The organism is Bacteroides sedimenti, assembly GCF_040365225.1.
GTDB lineage: Bacteria > Bacteroidota > Bacteroidia > Bacteroidales > Bacteroidaceae > Bacteroides > Bacteroides sedimenti.
The window spans coordinates 1388695-1412900 of sequence record NZ_AP028055.1 but is presented as its reverse complement, the minus strand read 5'-3'; the positions used below and the strand labels follow the sequence as shown (position 1 = coordinate 1412900).

Here is a 24206-nt window from a genome sequence, read left to right as displayed (position 1 = left end):
TTTTAAATAAAATGAGCTATTTTCAATCCTTTAAATAGGTGGAAAATGGCTCATTTATATTTTCTGCTTTCCAGGCCTAAAAATTAATCTTGGCTCCGACAAAATAGCTTCTCGGCAGGGCAGGACCATAGATGTAATCTGAATCACGGAATTTTCCCTTGTCCGGGTCGGATTGATAGGCATCGAACAGATTCTGAACCCCAGCATTTATCTGAAGTGCAATTTGATGATAGACGGGGAATGTATAACTCACCTTTACATTCATGTTGAAGAATCCGGGAGTTGCTATATTAATATCCTTTTCAATATAGCCGGCTGCATGAGGAACCAGCATACTGCCGGTATATGTTCCCGAAATGGCAGTCTCGAATCTTTTCACGGGAGTGAATCGGGAGGTAAAGTAGCCATATAAATCAGGTGTTCGAAGCATTTTTCTTGTTGAGAGGTCTTCAGTTGCACTCCAGTTTTCAGTTTCATTATACCTGCTGCTTTGTAATGTTGCTCCGGCTTCGAATTTAAGTATAGTTGAGAAAGCTACTTTCCCTTCAGCTGTAACTCCCATTACTTTTGCTCCTGATCCGTTTGAACGTTCTTTCAGGATATTTCCCTCGCTGTCTTTTCCTATATCATTGAGCACAAATACATTTTTCAGGTTGGTATAGAATCCTTCGAAACGGATATTTACCGGCACTTCTCCAATGGTATTGTAAAAATCGACAGAAGTGCTAAAGCTTTCTGATTTCTCGGGTTTCAGGCCGGTTGCCGAATGTACAGTGGCTATCTCTCCACCAACCGCTGAAACATGAAGGTCGTCATCGTATAGCTGCGGAGCCCTGAATCCTGTAGAGTAACTAAAACGCAGATTCACATTCAGATCTGGATTATATCTCAAGGTGATGCGAGGGCTAAAGATTGGATGGCCTACCATATTGTGTTTGTCAACTCGACCTCCTACAAGGATCCCAAAGGTTTGATTTTTCCATTCATTTTGCAGAAATGCACTTTCGCTATAAACCGTTTGTTTAATATTACGATTGTAACCCAAGATTTCGTCGTGCAGTTTATCATAGATATATTCCGCACCTGCAGTGAACTGGGCCGGCAAGAAGACGCATTTTTCCCAATCGTAGGTATACTGTCCACCTGTTACATAGGTTCGCTCGTTGGTATTGCCATATCCTCCTGGGTTTTGATCTGTTCCCGAATAGCTCTTTCTTGAAATGCTCTGCATAGAGGTGTACAAGTTAATTTTGTGCTTGTGATCAAGAGTTGACAAGTCGAAATTTAGTCCCCCACCATTGATGGAATGACATGCTTCCTCTGCTACATCTGCATAGTGTGGCGGACGACTAAGCATATTGCCGCCCCGTCTGTAATCGGTTATATTATGATATTCGAATGACAGTTTCGAGTTATCGGAAGTTTTGAAATAAGATTTTACCCCCAGGGTTTTGATGTTCATTTTCGGAAAATTAGTGTACCCGTCGTTGTTTCGGGAATATCCGTCCCGATATCTACTCTGTCCGAAGATAATCAGACCGGCTTTTCGGTCGTCAGTAACAAGGGAAGCATTGAGGCTGGTATTATTGTCGAATGAGTTTGTTCCACCAATGGAAGTAATATCATGGGAAAACTCTCCTGAACTTCTGGTGGGCTCTTTTGTAATAACGTTTATGGTTCCGGCAATTGCTGACGAACCGAATAAAGTTGAGCCGCCACCTTTAACAATTTCTACTCGTTCAATCATATTTTGTGGAATTTGTTCCAATCCGTATAAGCCAGCCAATGAACTGAAAATTGGTCGTGAATCAATCAATATTTGACTGTATGAGCCTTCCAAACCATTAATTCTTACTTGATCTGATCCGCAGGTGTGGCAGGTGTTTTCAACGCGTACCCCCGAATGAAAATCGAGTCCTTGTGCCAGACAGGATGAATGAGTATCCTCGAATAACTCTGTATTTAGGATGTTAATTAATGAAGGAGCCAGTCGCTTTGCTGTTTCATTTCTGTTGCTGCTCACAACAACTTCATCAAGTGAAATCAGATCCGGAGTAAGTTCGATATCCAGTTCGATGGTCTTCTTTTTTACCACAGAAACATTCAAGATAGAAGTCTTGTAGCCCACAGATTTAAATTCGAGAATCCAATCTCCTTCCGGAAGATTTTCCAATAGGAAATGTCCGGAAGCATCGGATGTTGTACCTATTTTTGTTCCTTTGATTGATACGCTTATGTATGCAAGATGTTCTTTCGTCTTTATATCGGTAATATGCCCGAAAATGCTTGCGTCGGTTGGTTTTCCTGTTTGCTCCATACCCATGCATGGAAGCAGGGCATAGATAAAGCAGGAAACCCATAAGATATATTTTTTCATTATAGTTTCTTATTTTAAATATACAAAACACCATGCTCCTAAAATTAATTGGAGCACAGCAATAATAATTTCTATTTAGAATAAGAAGAAGGAGGGGCTCTTAATAAATAGGAGTATGGTGTAACCTTTGTCACCCTGAGGGTTCGTTCTGTTGTTTCCTGGTGGTGCATAACCAGATAAACCGTTAATTGAAGCAGGGTAGGCGCTACGTAGGGTAACAGATGAAACTGACAAATAGCACAATTACAAGAAGAATGATCGCAATGGTGTGTTGCGGTAATTCCCTTTTCCTCATGGGTATGAATGCTCTTCACAACTCCCATGGGAGCAATGGAAAAAAGTAATATCCATGCTATAACGGCCTGTCTTCTCAAATAGAGTTTCATGCCGTAAAATTAATTAAAAAAGTAATATTTGAGCTTATTATCTGATTACAGAATGTCTAAAAATAAAAATCGGCCGGATACATAAGTATCGACCGATTTTTATTTTGGGAATGAGGTAAAAGAAGAAAAACTCTTTATCCGGACATTATTATTGATATAGTTCTTATGAATTGCGAACTATTTTCCAATTTTAAATCCAACTTTCACTCCTTTACACTCGTTGAGCATAGTAGAGATTGATTTTACAGTCTCCTCAGCACTTGTTTCTTTGCTCATGGCAGCGATTAGCTTCATCATTTTATTCGCGTCGAAAAGTAGAGCAGTGGCGCCGTTTGAAACTCTAACACTCCCGTTGATGCTAACAGTGAGTTGCTGATAGTTCAGTACCAGTGCCCCGTTGGCCTTATTGTATGTATAGCTTCCGTTGAATCTCTGGCTGCCAACGGTGTTTACAAACTTTCCATCAGCGGTGAAGATGAAGTTGCTAGCTCCCGGTTTGAATCCGGCTTGTGTAAAGTAGCCATCAATTTTCTCTTCAATCTTGTCGGTAACTACCTTTGACCCCATTTGCGTTACCATGTTGTCACTTTCGAAAGCGCAGGCGGAACCTTTGTATTTCCACACACCGACAATGCTTTGAGGCTTTGTTACCACGGCGCCGCTTACTTTGTTTACAGCTTCGTTAACGTTTTTGCTATTTAAAATATCACCTAATGATTGGGCACTTGCAGAACCCGAAAAAAGTAGCACGCTCAGAATGGCTGCTACGAAAATAATATTACGCTTCATTTTTATTGTTGTTTAAGACCATTATTTATACTCTCAATATAATCCAGAATCTCTTTTCGTCCCAACCTATTTTCGGCAGATGAAACAAAATAAGGTGGAAGCTCCTCCCATTGATCACGAAGTTTTTTCAGGTAACGGTTGATGTTATCTTTTAACTTACCAGAAGTCAGCTTATCGGATTTGGTAAAGATGATGGAAAATGGGACTCCGTTTTCGCCCAGCCATTCCATAAATTCCAAGTCGATTTTCTGTGGTTCCAGACGGCTGTCTATCAGAACGAAAAGATTGGTCATCTGCTCCCGTTCCAGGATATAATCCTCAATCAGGGTGCGCAGGCTTTCCATTCCGGCTTTTCCGCGGCGTGCGAATCCATATCCCGGAAGGTCAACAAGGTACCATTCATTGTTTACGATAAAATGATTAATCAACATGGTTTTTCCTGGTGTAGAGGAGGTCATAGCCAATCCTTTACGTTGGGTAAGCATATTTATCAGACTTGATTTTCCTACATTAGAGCGACCGATGAATGCATATTCGGGCAATGTGCTCTTGGGGCATTTGGTTACGTCTGTATTGCTTATTACGAACTCTGCGTTTGAGATTTCCATATTTATTCTTTTAGTTTATTTTTTGTTGAAATTAGTGCTAACCCGGCGAATGTCAATGCGCCATTGAGCATCAGCATTTCGTAGCCGAATTTATATCCTGTCAGTCTGTCGGTTAGCACACTGGTTATATAACAGATGATTGGTGATGCAATTGCTACGTTAGGTACATATCTGTCACGAGGTTGCAGACGGGTAAAGAGCCCGAAAGCAAACAGGCCCAGCAGAGGTCCGTAGGTGTACGACGCAATGGTGAATATCGTATCGATTACGCTCTTGTTGTTCACCAGTTCAAAAATGCAGATTACCAATACAAGGGCAGCCGACATGCCGAAGTGCACCCGACGTCTTTTCCGGGTGGCCACCTCTTCAGTATCTTTTCCAATTCTCAGAATATCCACGCAAAAGCTGGTGGTAAGTGAGGTGAGAGCTGAGTCCGAACTACTGAACGAAGCTGCGATAATTCCGATTGAGAATAGAGCCAGAACCGATGGCCCCATATATCCCTGAGCAGCAAACATCGGAAGGATGTCATCCGGCTGAGCGGGCAATGTGAGTTGCAACCGCTGTGCCAGCACCAATAGCATGATACCCAGGCAAAGAAATAAGAAGTTTACTGGTATAAAGGAGAATCCATAGCAGTACATGTTTTTTTGTGCTTCTTTCAGGTTTCTGCAACTCAGGTTCTTCTGCATCATGTCCTGATCGAGTCCTGTCATTACAATCACGATAAAGATACCACTGAAAAACTGCTTAAAGAAATTCTGTCTGCTATGCCAGTCGCCGAACTCGAATATCCGGAAATGTTCACTATTGCTAATAGTGGAAATCATCCCTGTGAAATCAAGATGTAAGATCTGTGTCGTTTCAATGATTATAAGCACCAGTGCTGCAATTAGACAGAGGGTGAGCACGGTGTCGGTCCAAATGATCGTTTTGATTCCGCTCTTCTTGGTGTAAAGCCATATAAGCAGTACTATAACTACCACTATGCTCCAGAATGGTACTCCCCATTGCTGAAATACGTAAGTATGCAGAATGAGACAAACCAAATAAAGCTTGGCCGCAGATCCTACCAACCTGGAGAGTAAAAAGAAGGAAGCTCCTGTTTTATATGCACGCTTTCCGATACGTGTGTCGAGATAAGAATAGATACTGGTTAGATTAAGCTTGTAGTAAAGAGGAAGCAGCAGATGGGCCACTACCATATATCCGAAGAAAAAGCCAATAACAGTCTGCATGTAGGTCATGTCTATACCCCTTACCATGCCGGGAACCGAAACAAAAGTAACTCCGGAGATTGAGGCGCCAATCATTCCGAAAGAGACTACATACCAAGGTGATTTATTCTCTCCCTTGAAGAATGCGGCATTGCTGCCACCCTTTCTTCCCGTGAGACGGGCAATAATCAGCAGAATTCCGAAATAAAGAGCTATGGTCAGCAATATATAATAACTGTTCATATTTTATTTTTGAATGCGCAAAGGTAGGAATTTATTTTCTATCTTTGCGAAGACTATAGAGAAATGTATTTATGAATCAACAATATCCATCGGCTTTACTGGAGAAGGCTGTAGGTGAATTTGCCAAATTGCCGGGCATTGGTAAGAAGACGGCTATGAGGCTGGTTCTCCATCTTTTACGGCAAGAACAATCGACCGTTGAGGCTTTTGGGAATGCAATTATGACCCTAAAAAAAGAAGTGAAATACTGCAAGGTGTGTCACAATATTTCCGATACAGAGGTATGCCAAATATGTTCCAATCCGCAGCGCGACGCCTCTGTTATATGCGTGGTTGAGAATATCCGTGATGTGATGGCAGTAGAAGGCACGCAGCAATTCAGAGGGTTATATCATGTACTGGGCGGAGTTATTTCTCCCATGGATGGTGTAGGGCCAAGCGATCTTCAAATAGAGAGTCTGGTAAAGCGAGTGGAAGAAGGAGAGGTGAGTGAGGTGATTTTGGCTCTTAGCTCTACCATGGAGGGTGATACAACCAACTTCTACATTTTTCGCAAGCTGGCAAAGAGCAATGTGAAACTAAGTGTGATTGCACGTGGCATCTCTATTGGAGATGAACTGGAGTATACCGACGAGGTGACACTGGGGCGCTCGATTGCAAACCGGACTATTTTTACAGGAACAGTATAAAACAAAACAGAAAATGGAAACACAAATAAAAGCGACAATAAAAAAATTACGAATTCAGTACGGGTTATATCTTGTAATAGCTGTCCTTATAATGGTATTATATCAAACAGGTGTTATTCTGGAAGGAGCCTATGCTTACGACGATACAATGAGGTATGCGCTTGAGACTACAGGTATCATTGCCACCATGGCATTGGTTCCGGTTTCTCTGAAACTGTTCAGCATTAAGTTGGTCAAGAGAATTCAGTCAGCTCCCTTGGAAGAGGCGCTAAAACGCTATATGCGTTGGAGTACTGTCAGGTTGATGTTGTTGGCATTGGCAACCTATCTAAATATAATGATTTTTTATATGGTGTTGAGCAATGTAGGTGGACTCTGCGCGTTGATAGGAGTTACAGCCTCTCTGTTCTGCCTGCCGGGTGAAAAACGGATGCGTGAAGAATTGAACCTGATTACAAATAATGAAGATAAAGAGTAGTAAATATGATTATTGCAGTTGATTTTGATGGCACCATTGTGGAGCATGAATATCCTCAGATTGGAAAAGAAATTCCCTTTGCCATCGAAACATTAAAGAAACTCCAGGATGATCAGCATAGACTGATTCTCTGGACAGTGCGCGAAGGTCGTTTGCTTGACGAAGCTATTGAGTTTTGTCGTGAACGGGGACTGGAATTTTATGCAGCCAACAAGGATTTCCCGGAAGAACATGGTCGTGGCAAAGGATATTCCCGCAAACTTAAAGCCGATCTCTTTATTGATGATCGTAACCTAGGTGGCTTACCCGACTGGGGGGTGATTTATCAGATGATAAAAAACGGATCTTACCGTTGTGGTGGCTTTGATATGCCTGAGAATGCAAAAGGGAAAGCTCGCAGAAAAGGCAAAAAGAAGAATATATTCCTACGGATCGGAGAGGCAATCGACGGTATGAACGGAGATTATTAATTCTTGAAATGAAATTGTCAGTTATCATAGTCAATTATAATGTGAAGTACTTTCTAGAATTGTGCTTAAACTCGTTATATCGTGCTATTGATCAGTTGTCAGTTGAGGTTTTTGTTGTAGACAATGCTTCCACAGATGGGTCGCTTGATTACCTAAAGCCTCGTTTTTCGCAGGTGCATTTTATTGCAAATGAAGAAAATATAGGATTTGCTCGCGCCAATAATCAGGCTATTGCACTCTCTAAAGGAGAATATATCCTGCTGCTTAACCCTGATACCGTGGTGGGTGAGAAGGTGATTGTCGATTGTTTGGACTTTATGGATACGCATTCTGTCGCAGGAGGAGTGGGAGTGAAGATGGTTACTGGTGATGGCACCTTTCTGCCCGAGAGTAAACGGGGATTCCCGGCTCCAATGACCTCTTTCTATAAGTTTACCGGGTTATCCAGATTATTCCCTAATTCCACTCGTTTTGGAAAATATCACCTTCGTTATCTTGATGAAAACGAGTCACATTGCATTGATGTACTGGCAGGAGCTTATATGCTGATGCGAAAATCTACTCTCGATAAGTGCGGATTGCTGGATGAGTCTTTTTTTATGTATGGAGAAGATATCGATCTTTCGTACCGCATCACTCAGGCAGGTTTCGAAAATTATTATCTTCCGTTCCCTATAATTCATTATAAGGGTGAAAGTACCAAAAAAGATTCATTTAAATATGTGAAGGTGTTTTATGAGGCGATGGTTATCTTCTTCAAAAAACATTATCCACATTACAGTGTTCTCTTTTCTTGTACTGTGAAGACTGGTATCTACCTTCGTGCCTTGGTTGCACTTTTGAACCGAATGCTTAAGAAAATAGTCGGATTATCCAATTCAAAGGAGAATAAATCGGATCAGTGCTTTCTGGTGCTTGGTAATGAACAGATGCTTCAAGAAGTAAGAGAGTTATGCCGAAAAAACGAACTCAATGGTGATCACCATTTTTTGGCGGTTGATGAACAGACACATCCCAACGGACATCTTGACCTCCTTCTGCAGGCTAGTGATTTTTCACACATTGTTTATGACAGTGACGCTTTTTCATATGAAACAATTATTCGTTTGATTTCCTTTGCTCCAGTAAAGGGGGTGGAAATAGGAATCTATTCTGTGCAAACCGGAATATTAGTTACTCCTCAAAATAGCTATTTATGAACAATCGATATTTAAGCAATGATGATATATATCTTCGTGCTCCCGAGCCTGAAGATCTTGATGTGATGTATGAAATGGAGAATGATCCTGAGTCATGGGATGTTAGTAGTTTTACAGTTCCATATTCCAGATATGTGCTCAAACAGTATATTCAGGCTTCTCAGAGTGATATTTTTGCTGATAAGCAGTTACGCTTGATGATAGTACAACGGATGAATAATAAGGTTGTAGGAACCATTGATCTGACAGATTTTGTCCCAATCCATGGGCGGGCAGGGGTTGGTATTGCCGTTAAGAGCGAATTTCGCCGCCAAGGGTTTGCTCGCCTGGCATTAGAGTTACTGACTGATTATTCTTTTAACTTCTTACATCTGAAACAAATGTATGCTTATGTCTCTGTAAGAAATAAAGCAAGCCAAAAATTGTTTTCATCGTGCGGTTTTATTCAGGCCGGGGTATTGAAAGAGTGGCTTCGAGGAAAGGATGGATACGAGGATGCCTTTGTTATGCAGCTAATCAATCTAGTTTAAGGAAGGGATAATCGGAAAACGGGACCAGGTTTCGTATTTCCCGCCCAGACTGCCTAAGGATTTTTTCCACATATTCTTAATCTCATCAATCAACAGAGTACCTGCATCTCCCTTTCCAATCATCCAAGTGTTCTCTTCAATTTCATGATCGAGCTGTCCGTCCTGCCATCCGGAATATCCTAAAAAAAACCGAATATTACCCTGTATTTGATTTCCTTGCAGTATGTATTTTTTAATTTCATTGAAATTACCGTTGAGGTACATTCCTCCACCTATAGCCAACGCTCCTTCAATATTTTTCAGCGTATGCAGATAAAATAGTGTGTCTGTTCCCATTGGTCCTCCATTATAAAGAGGAATATCATCTAAGTATTTAAACTCATCTACAACATCGTTCAGTTTCATTGGCAACAACTTATTCATGATAAGTCCCATTGAGCCGTCTTTAGTGTGATCCACCAAAAGAACAACTGAACGGCCAAACATAGAATCACGTAAAAAAGGCTCGGAAATCAGAATTTTTCCACGCGAAGGCAATACGTGATTTGTTTCAATTTTGAAATAGTCTTGGTCTTTTCCCATCATAAAATAGAATTGTTGTTATATTAAGATTCTCGTGGATTCGAGCTCCTAATATAACAACAATTTTATCATTACAAAGAGTTTATCTGTTATTTTTTGCTTATGGGATTGTTTTTTTCAAATAACTGCATTCTTTCCTCTAACTGATCATACTGGTGGTCCTTGATAAAAGAGGTGCAGGCTCTAAGTCCTTCTTGCTTACTTCCGGTAGTATCAAGAGATATAGCACTTACGCCATAATACATCAGTTCTTTAATTAATTCGCAACCTTTCATTCCCGGGTATCCAATGGTGAAATAGAATCCGTCGGCAACCGGCTGATCAAGATCTTTATCGTATACCAGATGGAATCCGTGACGAATGAATATCTCCTTTAACTTATGAGCGCGTTCACCGTATATGCTGACATCTTTCAGGAAATTGTATTTTCCCTCGTTGGCTGCTTTTAGCATGGCAGCCATTGCATATTGTGCTGAGTGGCTGGTGCCTGATGAAAGTGCGTAAAGTACGCGATGAATGAATACTGTTCCGAAAGTCCCTCCTCCATAGCGTTTTACAAATCCTGGGTAGGTTCTGTTGTATAATGAATTGGATATACAGGTCACACCGATGCGCTGTCCGGCATAACTGAAGGCTTTTGATCCAGAGATGAGCAGTACATAGTTATCTGTATAATGGGCAACCGAAGGTTGGTATGGTGTTTGATAAGGAATACTCAGGTCGGTTCGGAAGTCCATGGCAAAGTAGGCCAGGTCTTCCAGTACAATCACATCGTACTGTGTTGCCAGCTCGCCAATCACTTTCAACTCTTCCTCTTTAAGGCATACCCAGCTGGGATTGTTCGGATTGGAATAGATAATAGCCGAAATATTCCCTTTGCTCAGGTAGCTTTCCAATTTACCACGCAACTTATCTCCGCGGTAATCATATACATCAAAAGTTTCATAGTTTTGTCCCATCACCACCAGTTGCTGTTTCTGCACGGGGAATCCGGGATCAATAAACAGGATGGTATCTCTCTTTTCATCAGACTGGCTACATACCAGGAACGATGCATAAGTGCCCTGCATGGAACCGGTTACCGGAACACATCCTTCCGGATTTATATCAACATTGATAAATGCCTTTACAAAATTGGAAGCCTCTTGTTTAAGTGCAGGCAAACCATTGATATCTGGATAAAGGCTGGCGATTCCATTTTGCAAAGCTTCTATTTCGGCTTGTACTCCAACAGCTGAAGGAGGAAGTCCTGGTACCCCCATTTCCATTTTTATAAATTCCACGCCTGATATTTCTTCTGCTTTGGCGGCAATGGCTTTTACTTCACGAATAGTAGCTTTGGATAAATCGGTGATATGCATCTCATTGATTGCTTCATCAATGATTTTGCAATCGATTGGGGTATTCTTCATTTCTATATGTTTTATTTGTCTGTTATTTTAATGTCTTGCAAATATAGCAATAATTTCAAGCAGCTGTTTCAGGCATAGAAAAAAGTATTTCGTAATCCCTTAGTAATCAGATTTGGTTTAAAAAAGATCAAAAATAATTCTTTAAAACTATTGCAGGTTTAAAAATAACTACTACCTTTGCAACCGCAATCGAGAGAGAAAGCAACGAAAAGAAATAATTGGTGCGTTAGTTCAGTTGGTTAGAATACATGCCTGTCACGCATGGGGTCACGGGTTCGAGTCCCGTACGCACCGCAAGGTTAATAAGCTTGAAAGGCAATTAAAGATAATTCTTTAGTTGTCTTTTTTTTGTTATTTTTATTGATCGTCTGATAGATACTCCTGTTTGAATATATCAAAACAAAGCAAAAAGATGGAGAGTAGCAATGGTCCAAAAATAATCCCCATAAAGCCAAAAAGAGATAGACCGATGATTACCCCGAAAATGGTAATCAACGGATGAATATTTGCCAGTTTCTTCTGAAGTAGAAACCTTATAAGATTGTCAATAGTAGAAGTTATAATCCCTGAATAGATGAGTAATCCTATTGCATGATGCCAGTTACCAGTAAGGAACATATAAGCTACTACTGGCGCCCAAATCAGTCCAATTCCTACCATTGGAACAACTGATGCGAAGCAACTTAGAAAACCGAACAAGATTGGATTAGGTGCATCGAAGATAAAGTAACCTATCGTGGCTACTCCTCCTTGGACTATTGCTACTAAAGGTATACCTATTGCATTAGATCTTACCATTAAGCTTATTTTATTAAGGATTCGTTCTTTATGAGTGGTTTTAAAAGGAAGAATGTCATAACAATATGTCTCCATCTCTTTCCCTTTTAGTAACATAAAAAAAAGTACAAACAACATTACGAATATGTTTACTACAAGGTTGCTCATATTTCCGACTATAAATTGTCCAACCTTAGGTATGAATGAGGCAATAAACGATATATTCTCGCTATTAAGCACGTTATAGCCAGTTTTTAATTCAACCAATCTGGCTATATCTTCAATTGTTTTAATGTATGCTTGTGGATCCAAATTGAGATTCTGTATTTTCTCTACTAGAAGCCAAACTACCAGAGAAAGAGGGATTAAAAAACAGAGTGCAGCTTCCAGAAGCATCAGGACAGCTGCCATTGTATGCCTGACATTTTTCTTTTGAGTAAGATAAAACATTTGCTTTCTGACCAATACATATATTGTCGCAGCTCCCATCAATCCAGTGAGAAAAGGTATGATTCTGATAAAAACGATAACTCCTAGTATCAGAAGAATAATAATTAATGAGTATTTGCAATATTGCTCTTTCATTTTTATAAAACTTTGGTTCGGCCTGACAAACCTTTAGATGTAATTCATATATCCGGATGCAAATGTCTTAACTTATATATCAAAAACAAAAATATGATAATAATGTTTTGGTTGTTAAATATAACCATTTTTCTTTTTGGTATTATTATACAGAACTATTTTTATTCTAATTAGTTATCTATTATTGACTTAGAAAATTTCTCTATATTTGTCTTTTTAATATATCCGAATTGTGAATTTTAGGAGTGTTAAATATATTTTGTGATAGTCGCAAATCTGGTTTTTATTAAATTATTTTTTTTGCTATCCTCTATTAAAAATAGATCCTCAAAACCGCCTTAAAAACAAAAAAAACCAATATATTTGTTACGCTATATTAAAGCTTGTTTTATTAATATAGAGAAGGAAGATAATAAATACGACGAATCTGCTAAGAAAATATAGTGATGAAAAGAATATTAGTGACTGGAGGTGCCGGCTTTATCGGTTCTCATTTATGCACTCGACTGATCAATGACGGACACTCTGTTATTTGTTTAGACAACTACTTTACAGGAGACAGAGCAAATGTTTGGCACCTGATGAACAATCCTCGTTTCGAGTTGGTACGTCACGATATTATTAATCCATATTCAGCAGAAGTAGATGAAATTTATAATCTGGCTTGTCCGGCATCTCCAATTCATTATCAGTATGATCCAGTTAAAACAATAAAGACTTCTGTGATGGGTGCAGTTAATATGCTTTCTCTGGGTAGACATGTTAATGCTAAGGTTTTGCAGGCATCTACCAGTGAAGTTTACGGTGACCCGATTGTACATCCTCAGAAAGAAGAATATTGGGGAAATGTTAACCCCGTGGGAATACGTTCATGTTATGATGAAGGAAAACGTTGTGCGGAAACCTTATTTATGGACTATCATAGGCAAAAAAAACTCAAAATTAAGATTATTCGTATATTTAATACTTATGGCCCGAATATGCATCCTAACGATGGTAGGGTAGTTTCAAACTTCATCGTACAAGCTTTGAAGAATGAAGATATAACGCTTTATGGTGATGGTAGCCAAACCCGGAGCTTTCAGTATGTGGACGATCTAGTTGAAGGAATGGTGCGGATGATGAATACTGAGGATAGTTTTGTTGGTCCAATAAATATCGGAAATCCCAATGAATTTACTATTAAACAGTTGGCAGAAAAAGTCATAGAACTTACTGGCTCTAGTTCAAAATTTGTTTTTAAACCACTTCCGGGAGATGATCCTAAGCAGCGACAACCAGACATCTCACTAGCAAAAGAGAAGTTGAACTGGGAGCCAACAGTTCAATTGGAAGAGGGATTAATTAAGACTATCAATTATTTCAAATCAGTTATTAGTAGAAAAGAGCCAGTTGTCCAACCTTCTTTTATCCCTTTATATCAGCTAAAATGAATATGGAAATTACCCCATCGGAGTATAAAATATTGGTTGTCGATGATGTTTTGTCAAACGTGTTGTTGCTCAAAGTGTTGTTGACGAATGAGAAATTTAATGTTGTAACCGCGATGAACGGTAATCAAGCAATCAAAATGGTAGAGACAGAATTGCCGGATTTGATTTTGCTGGATGTAATGATGCCTGATATGAGTGGATTTGAAGTTGCGCAAATCCTGAAATCCAAACCTGGATTTTCGCAGATTCCCATTATATTTCTAACTGCGCTCAATTCAACAGCTGATATAGTAAAGGGTTTTCAGACTGGTGCAAATGATTTTATTTCCAAACCTTTCAATAAAGAAGAGCTTATTATTCGTGTTACGCACCAGATTTCATTGATAGCAGCCAAACGAATCATTTATAATCAGACTGAAGAGCTGAAACGTACAATAAAAGGACGTGATAAACTTTATTCTGTTATCGCTCACGATCTTCGTTCACCGATGGCTTCAATCAAAATGGTTCTGAATATGCTACTCATGAATCTGCCCCCTGATAAAATAGGGCAGGAAATGCATGAACTGCTTAATATGGCAAATCAAACCACAGAAGAAGTCTTTTCTCTTCTTGATAATCTGTTGAAATGGACGAAAAGTCAGATCGGCAGATTGAATGTAGTTCGTCAAGACATTGAGATTGTTGGAGTAACTGCTGGAGTAATTGAGATATTCTCGATTATGGCTGAGATTAAACAAATAAAAATATCTCTTCATGCACCTGTGCAGGTGGAAGTTCATGCAGATATTGACATGATTAAAACAGTTATTCGTAATCTGCTTAGTAATGCAATGAAGTTTAGCAATATTGGTGGCGAAGTACAAGTTGTTATTGAGGAAAAGGATGATCAGGTTATTGTTCATGTGATTGACCACGGCCGAGGAATCAAAAAGGAAGATCAATCTAAACTGCTTCACGCAGATACTCATTTCACAACTTTCGGAACTAAAAATGAGGAAGGTTCAGGGTTGGGGCTTCTTTTGTGTCAGGATTTTGTGAGGAAAAATGGAGGTGAACTCTGGTTCTCTTCGGAAGAAAATAAGGGGTCTACCTTTAGTTTTTATCTCCCCAAGAAATAATTAAAGGCTATTTTCCCTTTATTGCAAGTTCCATAAATACTGGATTATGGTCACTAAATTCAAAAGAAGGAGTCTGATATTTTGTTCCGATAAGATCTTTTGAATGAAAAATATAATCTATTCGTAATAACTGATGAAAATGACGGTATGTTGACTCAAATCCTGAACCAGCACTTTGGAATCCGTCTTTAAGTAACTTTTTTATTCGATGATATGAATAAGAAGTTGGGATATCATTAAAGTCTCCGCATAAAACAATAGCATATCTGGTCGTATCAATCATCTGAGATAACATGTCGGCCTGATTTGCTCTTTTTTGTGCATTAACAGCTAATCTCATCATAATATTAATCGCCGCCTCTTTCTTTGATTCATAAAACCCCGCTGTAGTGACATGAGTTAACAAACTTCTTGTCTGATTAAAATTGGTAGTTTGTAAATGGCAGTTGAATACTCGTAATGTAGTTTTTCCTACTTTTACATCTACCCACATAGCCCCGTTTTTTGTGGAATTGAATGCAATATTTGCATTATTTATTATTGGGAATTTACTGAATATAGCAAGATTGTTTTTTTTCTCTCCGCCTTTGCAAAGAATCGCATAAGGATAATCTCTAAACTGAAGGCGGATACTGTCGATGCTAAAATATGGACTTTCGGCAAACTCCTGAAAACAGATAATGTCAGTTCTATATTCTTTCATAAGTCCGGTTACTTCCTCAACTGAATATATGGAGGGATCATCGTGAAACGCTTGTACGTTATAACTGGCAATTCTGATTAATCTTTGTTTGTAGTTAGGAGCCGATGAGCTAATTCTGAATTGGTATTTAGCAGATATATACTCATAATTCCCAGCAACTGCAATTAAAGGTATGACAAACCACAGTTTTCTTCGTATGCCCCAATATAGTAACATAAATAGATTTGCAATTATTAGCGGAACAATACTAAGTCCTAAAAGAGGTAACAATATACCCTCATTGGGATTACTGCGCGAACCAACACCTACAATAATTGTAAATAGGGCTAGCGAGGCGGTGAAAAGTAAAGTAAGGAAATCAAAGTATAGAAAAGTTGCCTTTTTACCCATCCGGTTACAAATATTTTTTCAGAGTTTCAATTAATAGTGTTTGTGATACAGGTTTAGGGATAAACTCATTGCAACCACAATTTAATGCTGCCTTCACATCTTCGTTGTATACAAACGCACTCAAAGCAATAATTGGAATCTTTGGTGAGACCTCCCTAATGACCTTGGTAGCGTCTAGCCCATCCATATTGGGCATTTTAATATCCATTAATATCAAATTAGGTCTGTACTCTTCAAACATAGTAATTGCTTCAATGCCATCGTGGGCATGAATCAGGGTAAAACTCTTCCCAATCATTGCATTCAGAAGTTTAAAATTACTGTCATTATCTTCGGCAACTAAGATTATCTGATCCTTCTTACCCTGAAATGATGTTCCTTCCATCATTCCATTTTCTTTTTCTTCTATGTTTTTTGCCCTATTTTCTTTAACTGGCTGAATGTATGGATGCGTGAAGGTAAATTCGGAACCAGCACCCTCAATAGAGGTCACCTTGATAGTTCCTCCCAGCTTTTCAACAATAGATTTACAGATAGAGAGTCCCAGTCCGGTTCCCTGAGCAACCGAATTCAACTTTGCAAAACGCTCAAATATATGATTTGCTTTATCCTTAGGAAGTCCTATTCCTGTATCTTTAACCTTGCATATTACCAAGTTATCTTTCAGCTCATATCCAAAACTAATGCTTCCTTGTTTAGTGAATTTCATCGCATTGCCAATGAGATTAGAGAAGACCTGGATCAGTCTGTTCTTATCGCTGTATATCCACAAGTCCGGATCTGATTTCTCATAGATAAGTTCAACGTTTTCAGGACAGCGAAAGCGATGTGCATCGAATACTTCCTGGCACATAGCATTCAGGTTAATAGGTTCTTCTGTGAACTCCATGATTCCTGATTCAATTCTTGACAAGTCAAGTATTTCATTGATTAATTGCAGTAACCGAATGTTGTTTGATTCTACAATGTTGTAATAACCCATTCTTTCGTTTGCGTTCTGGGTTTCTGCAATTACCCGTGAGAATCCTACTATTGCATTTAACGGAGTGCGTATTTCATGACTCATATTTGCGAGAAATGCCGATTTTAGTTTGTCGGAATTTTCAGCTTTCTCTTTTGCCTTAATTAGTTCATGTTCCATCCGTTTCATATCGGTAATATTACTCTCCATAGCAATTATCAGAGGAGCTCTTTCCCCGTTTTCTACCAATACTTTTTTCTTGAAGGTAATGTATTTATTCTCATTATTGTCTATTGTTTCCTTCTCATAACTAATTGGTATTTTATCTTTCAATACAGAGAGGTCTTCGTTGCGTAAAGTTATGGCTGTAAAGTCTGGATATATATCAAAGTCTGTTTTCCCGATCACATCTGTTGTTTTCATTTTATCGAAAACGACCCTGTTTCGGTAAATATAACGCATGTCATTTCCTGTATCTTTAACAGAGATGGCTATTGGAAGATTTTCCAATACAGTGTTCATAATCTGATTCACTTCATTTACCTGCGCTTCATACCTTATCCGGTCAGATATATCTCTTCCAAAAGTCCAAATAATAATCTCGTTTTCTTTGTTTTCCATTTGATACGAGAAGAAATCATATGCCAGTACGTTTTTCAGATGTGGAAAAGGTTTTTCCCCGATATAGCGAATAATATCCTTAAGGCATGTAAACTCTTTCTGAATCTTCATCCAGCGCTCCTTGAGTTCTTTACTTACGGGAAGTTTGTTAATCTTAACTGTTGACAAGTCGACGTCATCTGTCAGAAGATAGTGTTTCCTAAATTGTTTGTTGGCAAATGTAAGTGTGCCATCGGGCTTAATTGCAAAAATATCCTCTGATGCATAGTTGACAGCTCTTGTTACAATTTCCAGATCTTCATCTTTTTTAATAAAGTCGGTCATGTTCTGACAATAACCTTCGACTATTTCATGCCCATTATTAAAGTCGTAATTTAAAATCTTCAAACGTAAAAATACGTTTTTTTTTCTCCATAAAATACGGTATTCGAAAGGTTCTGATTGAGGGGCAATTTGAGCATTATTAACCCATTCCACAAATCTTGGTCGATCGTCAATGTGCATAATTGCCAAATAATCCGCCATTGGTATGCTTTTGTAATAATCACAGCAAGACATAGCCCCAGTATGACCCTTATAGTAGAACATTTGTGTTTTATATTCGTATCTCCACTGGCCGATTTGAGCTGCCTTTTCGATTTCCCGTAATTCATTATTGGTTTTCTCAAGCTCCAGCTTTATTTTGTTCCTGCTTGTGATGTCTCTGTACTGACATAAAATTAATCCTTCCTCAAAAGGGTGCATTATGCATTTAAAGAAATAAACCTCACCGTCAATCGATAGTTCGTAGTTTCTTGTCGAAATAATATTTTCTTTTACCACTTTTTTGAATTCTCTACTCAGTGGCACTAAAGTCTTTTTAGGTATTTCATTAATTAGATTTTTACCTATTAGATCTTTTTTTTTCTTAAAGAATGATCGGTTTGCATGCACAACCATATCCACACATACACCTTCGCTTGTTACCAGAAACATGGTGTCTGCTGTCATTTGCAAAATTTTATCAGAGTATTGTGGGTTATGCAATATTCTTTTCATTATTTCTTTTTTCTTGAGGTTATGACAAAATGCTATTCATTTCCAAGCAAATGTACAAAAAAAACAAATTAAACGGTTTGAAAAGCTAAAAAATTATAAAGATCTTTTTGCTTTCTCCCAGATTCCGCTATTTTTTTTATTTTTTAGGTAGAAAAAGCCTTTTACAACATTGATATTCATAAAGAGAAAATAATATGGAATAAACAATAATTTATTTTTTATCTGTCTGGTTGACAAGTAATATCCCCATAAAGCGGCAGCATAGAACATCAGTTGAAGGATTAGAAAAAGACTATAACCTTCTGTCTGTATTTTTATTTTCAGTAGAACATTAAGGGGCAGCATTAAAAAAAGGAGTATTGGAGTTATTGACCATCGTAGAACCCGATGTGAAATGTATTGAAAGCTAAGTGAGCCATACCGAAAGATATTTAGTAAGGAGCGCAATCTCCAGATTGATTGCAATCCACCGGCTGCAATGCGAACTTTTCTCTTTTCTTCCTCTTGCATATTTGCCGATGCCGATTCGATTGCATAAGCTTCTTTGCAGTAGGATATCTTATATCCTTTCTGAGCAATCCGAAGTGATAAGATGAAATCATCCAGTAATGTGTCTTTTTCCATTGTTTCAAAAAGCTCTCTTCTGATAGCAAACAGTTCACCTGCAGCCCCCACAGCGGAATACAGACGTGAGTCAAGCTCTTTCAATGCCGATTCATATTTCCAGTAAATTCCTTCACCACCACCTGCCGCCGCATCTTTTTCTTTTGAGACAATTCTTTTCTCTCCTGCAACACATCCCACTTTTGGATTGGTGAATTTTCTGACAATTTCCCGGATTGCCTCTCGGTTTATCATCGTGTTGGCATCTGTAAACACCACAATAGGGGAGGTAACAAATTTCATTCCTCGGTTTAATGCAGCAGTTTTTCCTTGCCTTTCCAGTTGGTATTGCACGGTTACTTCCGGATAAGCATTCAGTAATTCATTCGTTTTATCATTACTGCCATCCGTAACCCACATTATTTTCAGCTTTTCTATTGGATAATACAATTCCCGGCAGTTCTCCATTTTTTCCTTTACTATAGCTTCTTCATTGAATGCAGCAATAAAAAGTGTAACTTCAGGAAACTGATCAGTTTCGCTTTTTTTTATTTGTTCTGGTTTAATGAATAGTTCTTTTATTTTCACCAACAGGTAAAGCAAGATGCCGTACCCCAGATAGGTGTAGAATACGATTATAAAGCAAAACCAGAATAGTATTTCTAGATATCTCATGAGTTCCGGATAAATGATTTATATATTTCAGTTACTTTGTTTGAAACCATTTGGCTATCAAATCTATTTCTGATAAGTCTTTTGGCTTCACTCTCACATTTTTCTTTCAGAGCAAAATCCTTTCGATAGGCTAAATAGAGCTTAGCAAGCTCATAGGGCGCATTATATGAGGCAATCAAGCCATTTTTTTTATCCGTTATAACTTCTTTAGTTCCATCAGTAGGCGTAACAACTAATGCTTTTCCCATTGCCATAGCCTCTAGAAGGGCGATTGAAAGTCCTTCCCATAAACTGGGTAGGCAGAATATATCTATTGCATTGAGTAAATCGGGGATATCACTTCTGAAATTTGATGTACGGATCACATTCTCTAAAGAATTATTTTTGATATATGTTAAAGCTTCTTCTTTCATATCTCCCTCTCCCACAAGAAGAGCTTTAATTTTAGAGTCCTGTTTATTAGCAATCTCAATGCTTTTTATAAAATTCATAGGATCTTTCTGTAAAGTTACTCTTCCTATAAATCCAATGATAAAATCAGTATCTTTGAATCCAAATTCTTTTCTGATATCAGCGAATGAATTCTCAGGATTAAATCGTGAAAGATCTATCCCATTTTCAATGACCAATGAATTTTTCAGTCCGAAAGCTTTATTGCCTGTTACCCGGTTACTTTCTGAAACACAAATAACCTGGTTGCTTTGATTGCAAATGATCTTTTCACTTTGAGCTCTTAAGTAGCTAATAATAGGGGATTGATCCTGGTGAAAACTCCAACCATGAACAGTATATATCAATGGAACTCTCATTGTTTTTGCGATCAATGCAACGTTTGAGGCCGCTCTGCTTCCATGTGCATGGATAATCTGAATTTTCTCTTTTTTTATCAATGCACGAATTTGTTTGAATACTCTGAAATCAAAAGGGTGGGAGGTTTCTATCACATAACATTTCACTCCTTGAGCCCTAAACCGGTCAATCATTTGCCCCGGAGTAAAAGCCAGCACAATAGAATTTATCGTGTTGTCAAATCCCGAAACCAGATCCAGTAAATGAGACTCTCCTCCTCCAATTTGTCCTTGTCTTATTACCTCTAAAACGTTTATTGGTTTCATTTAATGTTTTATTTGATTAGGTTGTCTTTTACATTGATTGATTAAGGTCGCCTTTATTTTATATAAAATTTTTCTGTATTTTATATTTGATTTGAGTAAAGAAATATTGGCCCAATATGGTAACTTGCTAAAAACAAATAAAACAATGTTTAATATTCGATGCTTTTTAAACTTCCATATCTCATAAAATGAAACTGGATATGCCAATAAATCTTTGATATTTTTAGATGAGACAACTTCAGAAATTATTTTCCTCTTTTCTACAATAGCTCGAACATCATAAAAACAACTTATCATTGTTCGAGTTATCATTGAGTTATAGAACGTGTTTTTTTTATACTTTTGCGACTCATTCTTTATGATTCTTTTATAAAAATGATGATCCTCGATTTCGTTAATTGGAATAAAGTGTCTTTGATTAAATTGCATTATTGAATTTCTTCTTATCTTATAATTGTATAGCAAGTCTGAAATAATTACACACGAATTAGCAATTAAGATCAAGTTAAAAGTAAAAATTACATCTTCATATAATCTTTTCGGTATGCAATCAATTTTGTTTTCTTGTAAAAAAGATAATTTGTACAATTTATTCCACATTGTAGTGGGAATATTTTCATGTTTTAAATCATTAAAATAATATTCTGCTATTTTATTTTTACCTTTAATTACAATACTTGGGTATATTACATATTCAATCACTTTATCCTTCTCATCTACTTTATTGTAGGAAGCTGCAACAAAATCGACAGAATGATCAATAATATTTTTATATAGGATTTCAATGCAGTTGCTTGAAATTGTATCATCACTGTCTAAAAAAAATATATATTCTCCTTTTGCCTCTTTTAAAGCAGTGTTTCGAGCTTCAGCAAGCCCCTTGTTTTTTTTATGAGCAATGATACGTATATCCTTACCACGAGTATGGGTCCTAATTAATTCATGAACGATGTCCATACTTTTATCAGTTCCTTTATCATCAATGATAAGAAATTCAATGTTTTTATAACTTTGATTTAGTGCACTTAACAAAGAGTTTCGAATGAATTCTTGTGTATTATATACAGGTATGCCAATTGTTATTTTATACATAATTGTATCAATGTATCTTATTACATTTTACTAATTGCTCGTTTTATTTTTGTTATATTAATTGACTTTTTGCTTATTTTTGTTATTTAATAAGGTTTGATTCTTGGTCTTTATAATTTGTCTTTTTTGAAAACATGTTGCCACTGGATTTAAATGCTTTAAAAAATCTGTTTATAAAACTTTTAAAAAAAGAACCTTCAGCACTTAGCGTACTATTACTAGTAAAAACGCGTGCTTTTCTATTTTTTATAAGAACCAGTTTTCCATATTGTTTCATAGCAAGTGCTAAAGATCCATCTTCGCCTCTAATAATATCAGTTCGAAAACCAATCTTTCGCCCCATTTCAGTATTGAAACCAAAAGCCATTCCTCGCACACATAGTTCTGGTCGTTTCATTGATTGTAATAATAGATAGATGTCTCTTAGTGATTCATACAAAAAGAGGCCAAGTCTTGAATGTTGTTTGTCGGGTATAAAACTCCATAATCCAAATGCGCATGATACGCCTGACTTTCTTAATTGATTTACCATTGTTTGAATATAGTATGGAGGATAAATCGTATCTGCATCTATGCATAGATAATATTTCCCACGGGCATGATTTAATCCGCATTGACGGGCATGACCAGGGCCTTTATTGGGTTCATTATACCATTTCACCCCAATCATGTCTAATATTTCGGTTGTTCTATCGGTAGAATTGTTATTTATCACTATAATCTCGATAGGAAAACCACATTTGTTTTCACTCAAAGACCATAAACAGCTTAATATATGTTTTTCTTCGTTATGAGCAATAACAACGACAGAAACAAGCGGTTCTTCTTGTGTTTCCTGCTTTAATTTTAATTGAATTTCTTTGATTATATCAACTGGAACTTTTTCCATTGATCTTTCAAAGATAGCCAGATACTTTGAATAATTCTCCGTCATGAATTTTAGTAATTAATGTTTGCTTCATTTTTTGTTTTGAGTAACGTATCAAATAATTCTTTCCATTGCATGGCGATATTTTCTATTTTAAATCGTTCAACATTAATTCTTGCCGATTTTCCCATATTTTTTCTTATCTCGTCGTTTTCAATTAGATAGCATATTTTGTTTGCTAAATCCATAATATTACCGTTTTCAACTAATAATCCGTCAGTACCATCTTTTATAATCTCTCTTGGTCCGCAGGGACAAGTAAACGCAATAGGTGGTACTCCGCAAGCCATTGCTTCAGTAATAACCATCCCAAAGCCTTCATGGCGTGAGCTGAGGACGAAAATTGAACTTTCGATGTATTTATCAGAAATATTCGTTGTTGGATATTCTAAAATACAACTGTTAGATAAACTTAGGGATTTAACTTGTGATTCTAATTCTTTCCTCATTCCATCTCCGAAGATTCTTAGTTTCCATTCAGGATGTTTTTTATTTACAATATTCCAAGCGTTTATCAATAGGTCAAATCCTTTTTCAGGCATATATCTGCCAACAGCAATTACTTGTTGACTGGTACAACTCGATTTTTTTTCCGGGAAAAATGAGAGTGGGTTATGAATAACTGTGATATTATCTAGTTCTGTCCACTTTTGTTTATCTTCATGGCTCAATACAACAAACTTACCTAGTTGCTTTAATTCTTTTATAAGCTTACCCATCCAAAAATGAGTCACGATTTTTTGTATAAAAGAAAAAACTTTTTCATTTTTGAAATCTCTATAGTTTGCTTTATTAAAATGTATTTCTCCAACTTTAATACTACCATCATCAATTGAATTTATAAAATTTATCTCTCTTCTTAATGTTGAAATCGTTATATCGGGACGGATTTTACAGAGAGTTTTTTTGAGTTTTTTCTTGTATAGATATTGCTTTTGAAAATATCCAAATGCCTTCTTTGGAAGAGATTTTCCATATAACTCGTTATAATTAATATCAAGATTGATAACTTTTATTGATGATGATAAATCATAAAATGGCTTTTTGTCTTTCCCATCTGTTATTATGATAGTGATGTCATAATTAAGATTATCAGCCAGATAATTTGCCTTAAGAGACACAACTCTTTCCATTCCGCCTGGGCTGTATAGTGAAGGGATGCAATAAACTATTTTTGTTTTCAT

22 protein-coding genes and 1 tRNA gene are annotated in these 24206 nt (G+C 37.3%); 8 read left to right on the top strand and 15 right to left on the bottom strand.

What is annotated here, in order from left to right; genetic code table 11:
• Window positions 1–76 precede the first annotated feature (76 nt).
• From ABWU87_RS05690 to ABWU87_RS05670, 5 genes are all read right to left on the bottom strand, one after another.
• Entirely contained in the window at window positions 77–2377 is a 2301-nt protein-coding gene (locus tag ABWU87_RS05690) for a TonB-dependent receptor (protein ID WP_353334024.1), read from the bottom strand.
• A 71-nt stretch (window positions 2378–2448) separates the two neighbouring features.
• Window positions 2449–2763, bottom strand: coding sequence for a hypothetical protein (locus tag ABWU87_RS05685; RefSeq protein ID WP_353334023.1), 315 nt, complete (start codon window positions 2761–2763; stop codon window positions 2449–2451).
• 177 nt (window positions 2764–2940) lie between these two features.
• On the bottom strand, window positions 2941–3552 hold the full coding sequence (locus ABWU87_RS05680) for a lipocalin-like domain-containing protein (protein ID WP_353334022.1): 612 nt from the start codon (window positions 3550–3552) through the stop codon (window positions 2941–2943).
• 2 nt (window positions 3553–3554) lie between these two features.
• The gene (yihA, locus tag ABWU87_RS05675) at window positions 3555–4160 is read right to left on the bottom strand and encodes a ribosome biogenesis GTP-binding protein YihA/YsxC (protein WP_353334021.1); all 606 of its coding nucleotides are present in this window, start codon (window positions 4158–4160) and stop codon (window positions 3555–3557) included.
• A 2-nt stretch (window positions 4161–4162) separates the two neighbouring features.
• A complete protein-coding gene (locus tag ABWU87_RS05670) occupies window positions 4163–5620 on the bottom strand; it encodes a sodium:solute symporter (RefSeq protein ID WP_353334020.1) in 1458 nt (485 codons plus the stop codon).
• 71 nt (window positions 5621–5691) lie between these two features.
• Here ABWU87_RS05670 and recR point away from each other — a divergent pair, with 71 nt between their 5' ends.
• The 5 genes from recR to ABWU87_RS05645 are packed head-to-tail and all read left to right on the top strand — an operon-like array spanning window position 5692 to window position 8986.
• Window positions 5692–6309 carry a recombination mediator RecR gene (gene recR / locus ABWU87_RS05665; RefSeq protein WP_353334019.1) on the top strand — a complete coding sequence of 206 codons (618 nt, stop codon included), beginning with the start codon at window positions 5692–5694 and terminating at the stop codon, window positions 6307–6309.
• Between the two features lie 13 nt (window positions 6310–6322).
• On the top strand, window positions 6323–6787 hold the full coding sequence (locus ABWU87_RS05660) for a hypothetical protein (RefSeq protein WP_353334018.1): 465 nt from the start codon (window positions 6323–6325) through the stop codon (window positions 6785–6787).
• A gap of 5 nt (window positions 6788–6792) precedes the next feature.
• Window positions 6793–7257: a BT0820 family HAD-type phosphatase gene (locus tag ABWU87_RS05655; protein ID WP_434533908.1), complete on the top strand. Its 465-nt coding sequence runs from the start codon at window positions 6793–6795 to the stop codon at window positions 7255–7257.
• 8 nt (window positions 7258–7265) lie between these two features.
• The gene (locus tag ABWU87_RS05650; protein ID WP_353334017.1) at window positions 7266–8456 is read left to right on the top strand and encodes a glycosyltransferase family 2 protein; all 1191 of its coding nucleotides are present in this window, start codon (window positions 7266–7268) and stop codon (window positions 8454–8456) included.
• On the top strand, window positions 8453–8986 hold the full coding sequence (locus tag ABWU87_RS05645) for a GNAT family N-acetyltransferase (protein WP_353334016.1): 534 nt from the start codon (window positions 8453–8455) through the stop codon (window positions 8984–8986). Before ABWU87_RS05650 ends, ABWU87_RS05645 begins: the two co-directional genes overlap by 4 nt.
• On the opposite strand, the gene ABWU87_RS05640 is transcribed toward ABWU87_RS05645, so the two are convergent.
• Both ABWU87_RS05640 and ABWU87_RS05635 read right to left on the bottom strand, forming a co-directional pair.
• Entirely contained in the window at window positions 8978–9568 is a 591-nt protein-coding gene (locus ABWU87_RS05640; RefSeq protein ID WP_353334422.1) for a YqgE/AlgH family protein, read from the bottom strand. The genes ABWU87_RS05645 and ABWU87_RS05640 overlap by 9 nt on opposite strands.
• An 89-nt stretch (window positions 9569–9657) precedes the next feature.
• A complete protein-coding gene (locus ABWU87_RS05635; protein ID WP_353334015.1) occupies window positions 9658–10980 on the bottom strand; it encodes a pyridoxal phosphate-dependent aminotransferase in 1323 nt (440 codons plus the stop codon).
• 220 nt (window positions 10981–11200) lie between these two features.
• Here ABWU87_RS05635 and ABWU87_RS05630 point away from each other — a divergent pair.
• A tRNA-Asp gene (locus tag ABWU87_RS05630) sits at window positions 11201–11274 on the top strand.
• 63 nt (window positions 11275–11337) lie between these two features.
• Here ABWU87_RS05630 and ABWU87_RS05625 read toward each other — a convergent pair.
• Window positions 11338–12348: an AI-2E family transporter gene (locus tag ABWU87_RS05625; RefSeq protein WP_353334421.1), complete on the bottom strand. Its 1011-nt coding sequence runs from the start codon at window positions 12346–12348 to the stop codon at window positions 11338–11340.
• 440 nt (window positions 12349–12788) lie between these two features.
• Between ABWU87_RS05625 and ABWU87_RS05620 the strand changes: the two genes are divergently transcribed.
• Both ABWU87_RS05620 and ABWU87_RS05615 read left to right on the top strand, forming a co-directional pair.
• The gene (locus tag ABWU87_RS05620; protein ID WP_353334014.1) at window positions 12789–13775 is read left to right on the top strand and encodes a UDP-glucuronic acid decarboxylase family protein; all 987 of its coding nucleotides are present in this window, start codon (window positions 12789–12791) and stop codon (window positions 13773–13775) included.
• Window positions 13772–14896: an ATP-binding response regulator gene (locus tag ABWU87_RS05615; protein WP_353334013.1), complete on the top strand. Its 1125-nt coding sequence runs from the start codon at window positions 13772–13774 to the stop codon at window positions 14894–14896. The genes ABWU87_RS05620 and ABWU87_RS05615 overlap by 4 nt, the downstream gene beginning before the upstream one ends.
• A 7-nt stretch (window positions 14897–14903) precedes the next feature.
• Here the strand turns inward: ABWU87_RS05615 and ABWU87_RS05610 are convergent, their stop codons facing one another.
• The 7 genes from ABWU87_RS05610 to ABWU87_RS05580 all read right to left on the bottom strand — a co-directional run bounded on the left by ABWU87_RS05610 (window position 14904) and on the right by ABWU87_RS05580 (window position 24206).
• A complete protein-coding gene (locus ABWU87_RS05610; protein WP_353334012.1) occupies window positions 14904–15989 on the bottom strand; it encodes an endonuclease/exonuclease/phosphatase family protein in 1086 nt (361 codons plus the stop codon).
• A gap of 4 nt (window positions 15990–15993) precedes the next feature.
• Entirely contained in the window at window positions 15994–18609 is a 2616-nt protein-coding gene (locus tag ABWU87_RS05605; protein ID WP_353334011.1) for a PAS domain-containing hybrid sensor histidine kinase/response regulator, read from the bottom strand.
• A gap of 93 nt (window positions 18610–18702) precedes the next feature.
• On the bottom strand, window positions 18703–19887 hold the full coding sequence (locus tag ABWU87_RS05600) for a glycosyltransferase family 2 protein (protein ID WP_353334010.1): 1185 nt from the start codon (window positions 19885–19887) through the stop codon (window positions 18703–18705).
• Window positions 19884–21002, bottom strand: coding sequence for a glycosyltransferase (locus ABWU87_RS05595; protein WP_353334009.1), 1119 nt, complete (start codon window positions 21000–21002; stop codon window positions 19884–19886). The genes ABWU87_RS05600 and ABWU87_RS05595 overlap by 4 nt, the downstream gene beginning before the upstream one ends.
• Window positions 21003–22094 (bottom strand): glycosyltransferase family 2 protein, encoded by a 1092-nt coding sequence (locus ABWU87_RS05590; protein WP_353334008.1) that lies wholly within the window; start codon window positions 22092–22094, stop codon window positions 21003–21005.
• A gap of 82 nt (window positions 22095–22176) precedes the next feature.
• Window positions 22177–23028, bottom strand: coding sequence for a glycosyltransferase family 2 protein (locus ABWU87_RS05585; protein ID WP_353334007.1), 852 nt, complete (start codon window positions 23026–23028; stop codon window positions 22177–22179).
• A gap of 5 nt (window positions 23029–23033) precedes the next feature.
• Window positions 23034–24206 (bottom strand): glycosyltransferase family 4 protein, encoded by a 1173-nt coding sequence (locus ABWU87_RS05580; RefSeq protein WP_353334006.1) that lies wholly within the window; start codon window positions 24204–24206, stop codon window positions 23034–23036.

What these genes read in the sequence shown, in the direction of transcription:
- ABWU87_RS05690 (WP_353334024.1), bottom strand. Translation starts at nt 2,377, where the DNA reads ATGAAAAAATATATCTTATGGGTTTCCTGCTTTATCTATGCCCTGCTT.
- ABWU87_RS05685 (WP_353334023.1), bottom strand. Translation starts at nt 2,763, where the DNA reads ATGAAACTCTATTTGAGAAGACAGGCCGTTATAGCATGGATATTACTT.
- ABWU87_RS05680 (WP_353334022.1), bottom strand. Translation starts at nt 3,552, where the DNA reads ATGAAGCGTAATATTATTTTCGTAGCAGCCATTCTGAGCGTGCTACTT.
- yihA (WP_353334021.1), bottom strand. Translation starts at nt 4,160, where the DNA reads ATGGAAATCTCAAACGCAGAGTTCGTAATAAGCAATACAGACGTAACC.
- ABWU87_RS05670 (WP_353334020.1), bottom strand. Translation starts at nt 5,620, where the DNA reads ATGAACAGTTATTATATATTGCTGACCATAGCTCTTTATTTCGGAATT.
- recR (WP_353334019.1), top strand. Translation starts at nt 5,692, where the DNA reads ATGAATCAACAATATCCATCGGCTTTACTGGAGAAGGCTGTAGGTGAA.
- ABWU87_RS05660 (WP_353334018.1), top strand. Translation starts at nt 6,323, where the DNA reads ATGGAAACACAAATAAAAGCGACAATAAAAAAATTACGAATTCAGTAC.
- ABWU87_RS05655 (WP_434533908.1), top strand. Translation starts at nt 6,793, where the DNA reads ATGATTATTGCAGTTGATTTTGATGGCACCATTGTGGAGCATGAATAT.
- ABWU87_RS05650 (WP_353334017.1), top strand. Translation starts at nt 7,266, where the DNA reads ATGAAATTGTCAGTTATCATAGTCAATTATAATGTGAAGTACTTTCTA.
- ABWU87_RS05645 (WP_353334016.1), top strand. Translation starts at nt 8,453, where the DNA reads ATGAACAATCGATATTTAAGCAATGATGATATATATCTTCGTGCTCCC.
- ABWU87_RS05640 (WP_353334422.1), bottom strand. Translation starts at nt 9,568, where the DNA reads ATGGGAAAAGACCAAGACTATTTCAAAATTGAAACAAATCACGTATTG.
- ABWU87_RS05635 (WP_353334015.1), bottom strand. Translation starts at nt 10,980, where the DNA reads ATGAAGAATACCCCAATCGATTGCAAAATCATTGATGAAGCAATCAAT.
- ABWU87_RS05620 (WP_353334014.1), top strand. Translation starts at nt 12,789, where the DNA reads ATGAAAAGAATATTAGTGACTGGAGGTGCCGGCTTTATCGGTTCTCAT.
- ABWU87_RS05615 (WP_353334013.1), top strand. Translation starts at nt 13,772, where the DNA reads ATGAATATGGAAATTACCCCATCGGAGTATAAAATATTGGTTGTCGAT.
- ABWU87_RS05610 (WP_353334012.1), bottom strand. Translation starts at nt 15,989, where the DNA reads ATGGGTAAAAAGGCAACTTTTCTATACTTTGATTTCCTTACTTTACTT.
- ABWU87_RS05605 (WP_353334011.1), bottom strand. Translation starts at nt 18,609, where the DNA reads ATGAAAAGAATATTGCATAACCCACAATACTCTGATAAAATTTTGCAA.
- ABWU87_RS05600 (WP_353334010.1), bottom strand. Translation starts at nt 19,887, where the DNA reads ATGAGATATCTAGAAATACTATTCTGGTTTTGCTTTATAATCGTATTC.
- ABWU87_RS05595 (WP_353334009.1), bottom strand. Translation starts at nt 21,002, where the DNA reads ATGAAACCAATAAACGTTTTAGAGGTAATAAGACAAGGACAAATTGGA.
- ABWU87_RS05590 (WP_353334008.1), bottom strand. Translation starts at nt 22,094, where the DNA reads ATGTATAAAATAACAATTGGCATACCTGTATATAATACACAAGAATTC.
- ABWU87_RS05585 (WP_353334007.1), bottom strand. Translation starts at nt 23,028, where the DNA reads ATGACGGAGAATTATTCAAAGTATCTGGCTATCTTTGAAAGATCAATG.
- ABWU87_RS05580 (WP_353334006.1), bottom strand. Translation starts at nt 24,206, where the DNA reads ATGAAAACAAAAATAGTTTATTGCATCCCTTCACTATACAGCCCAGGC.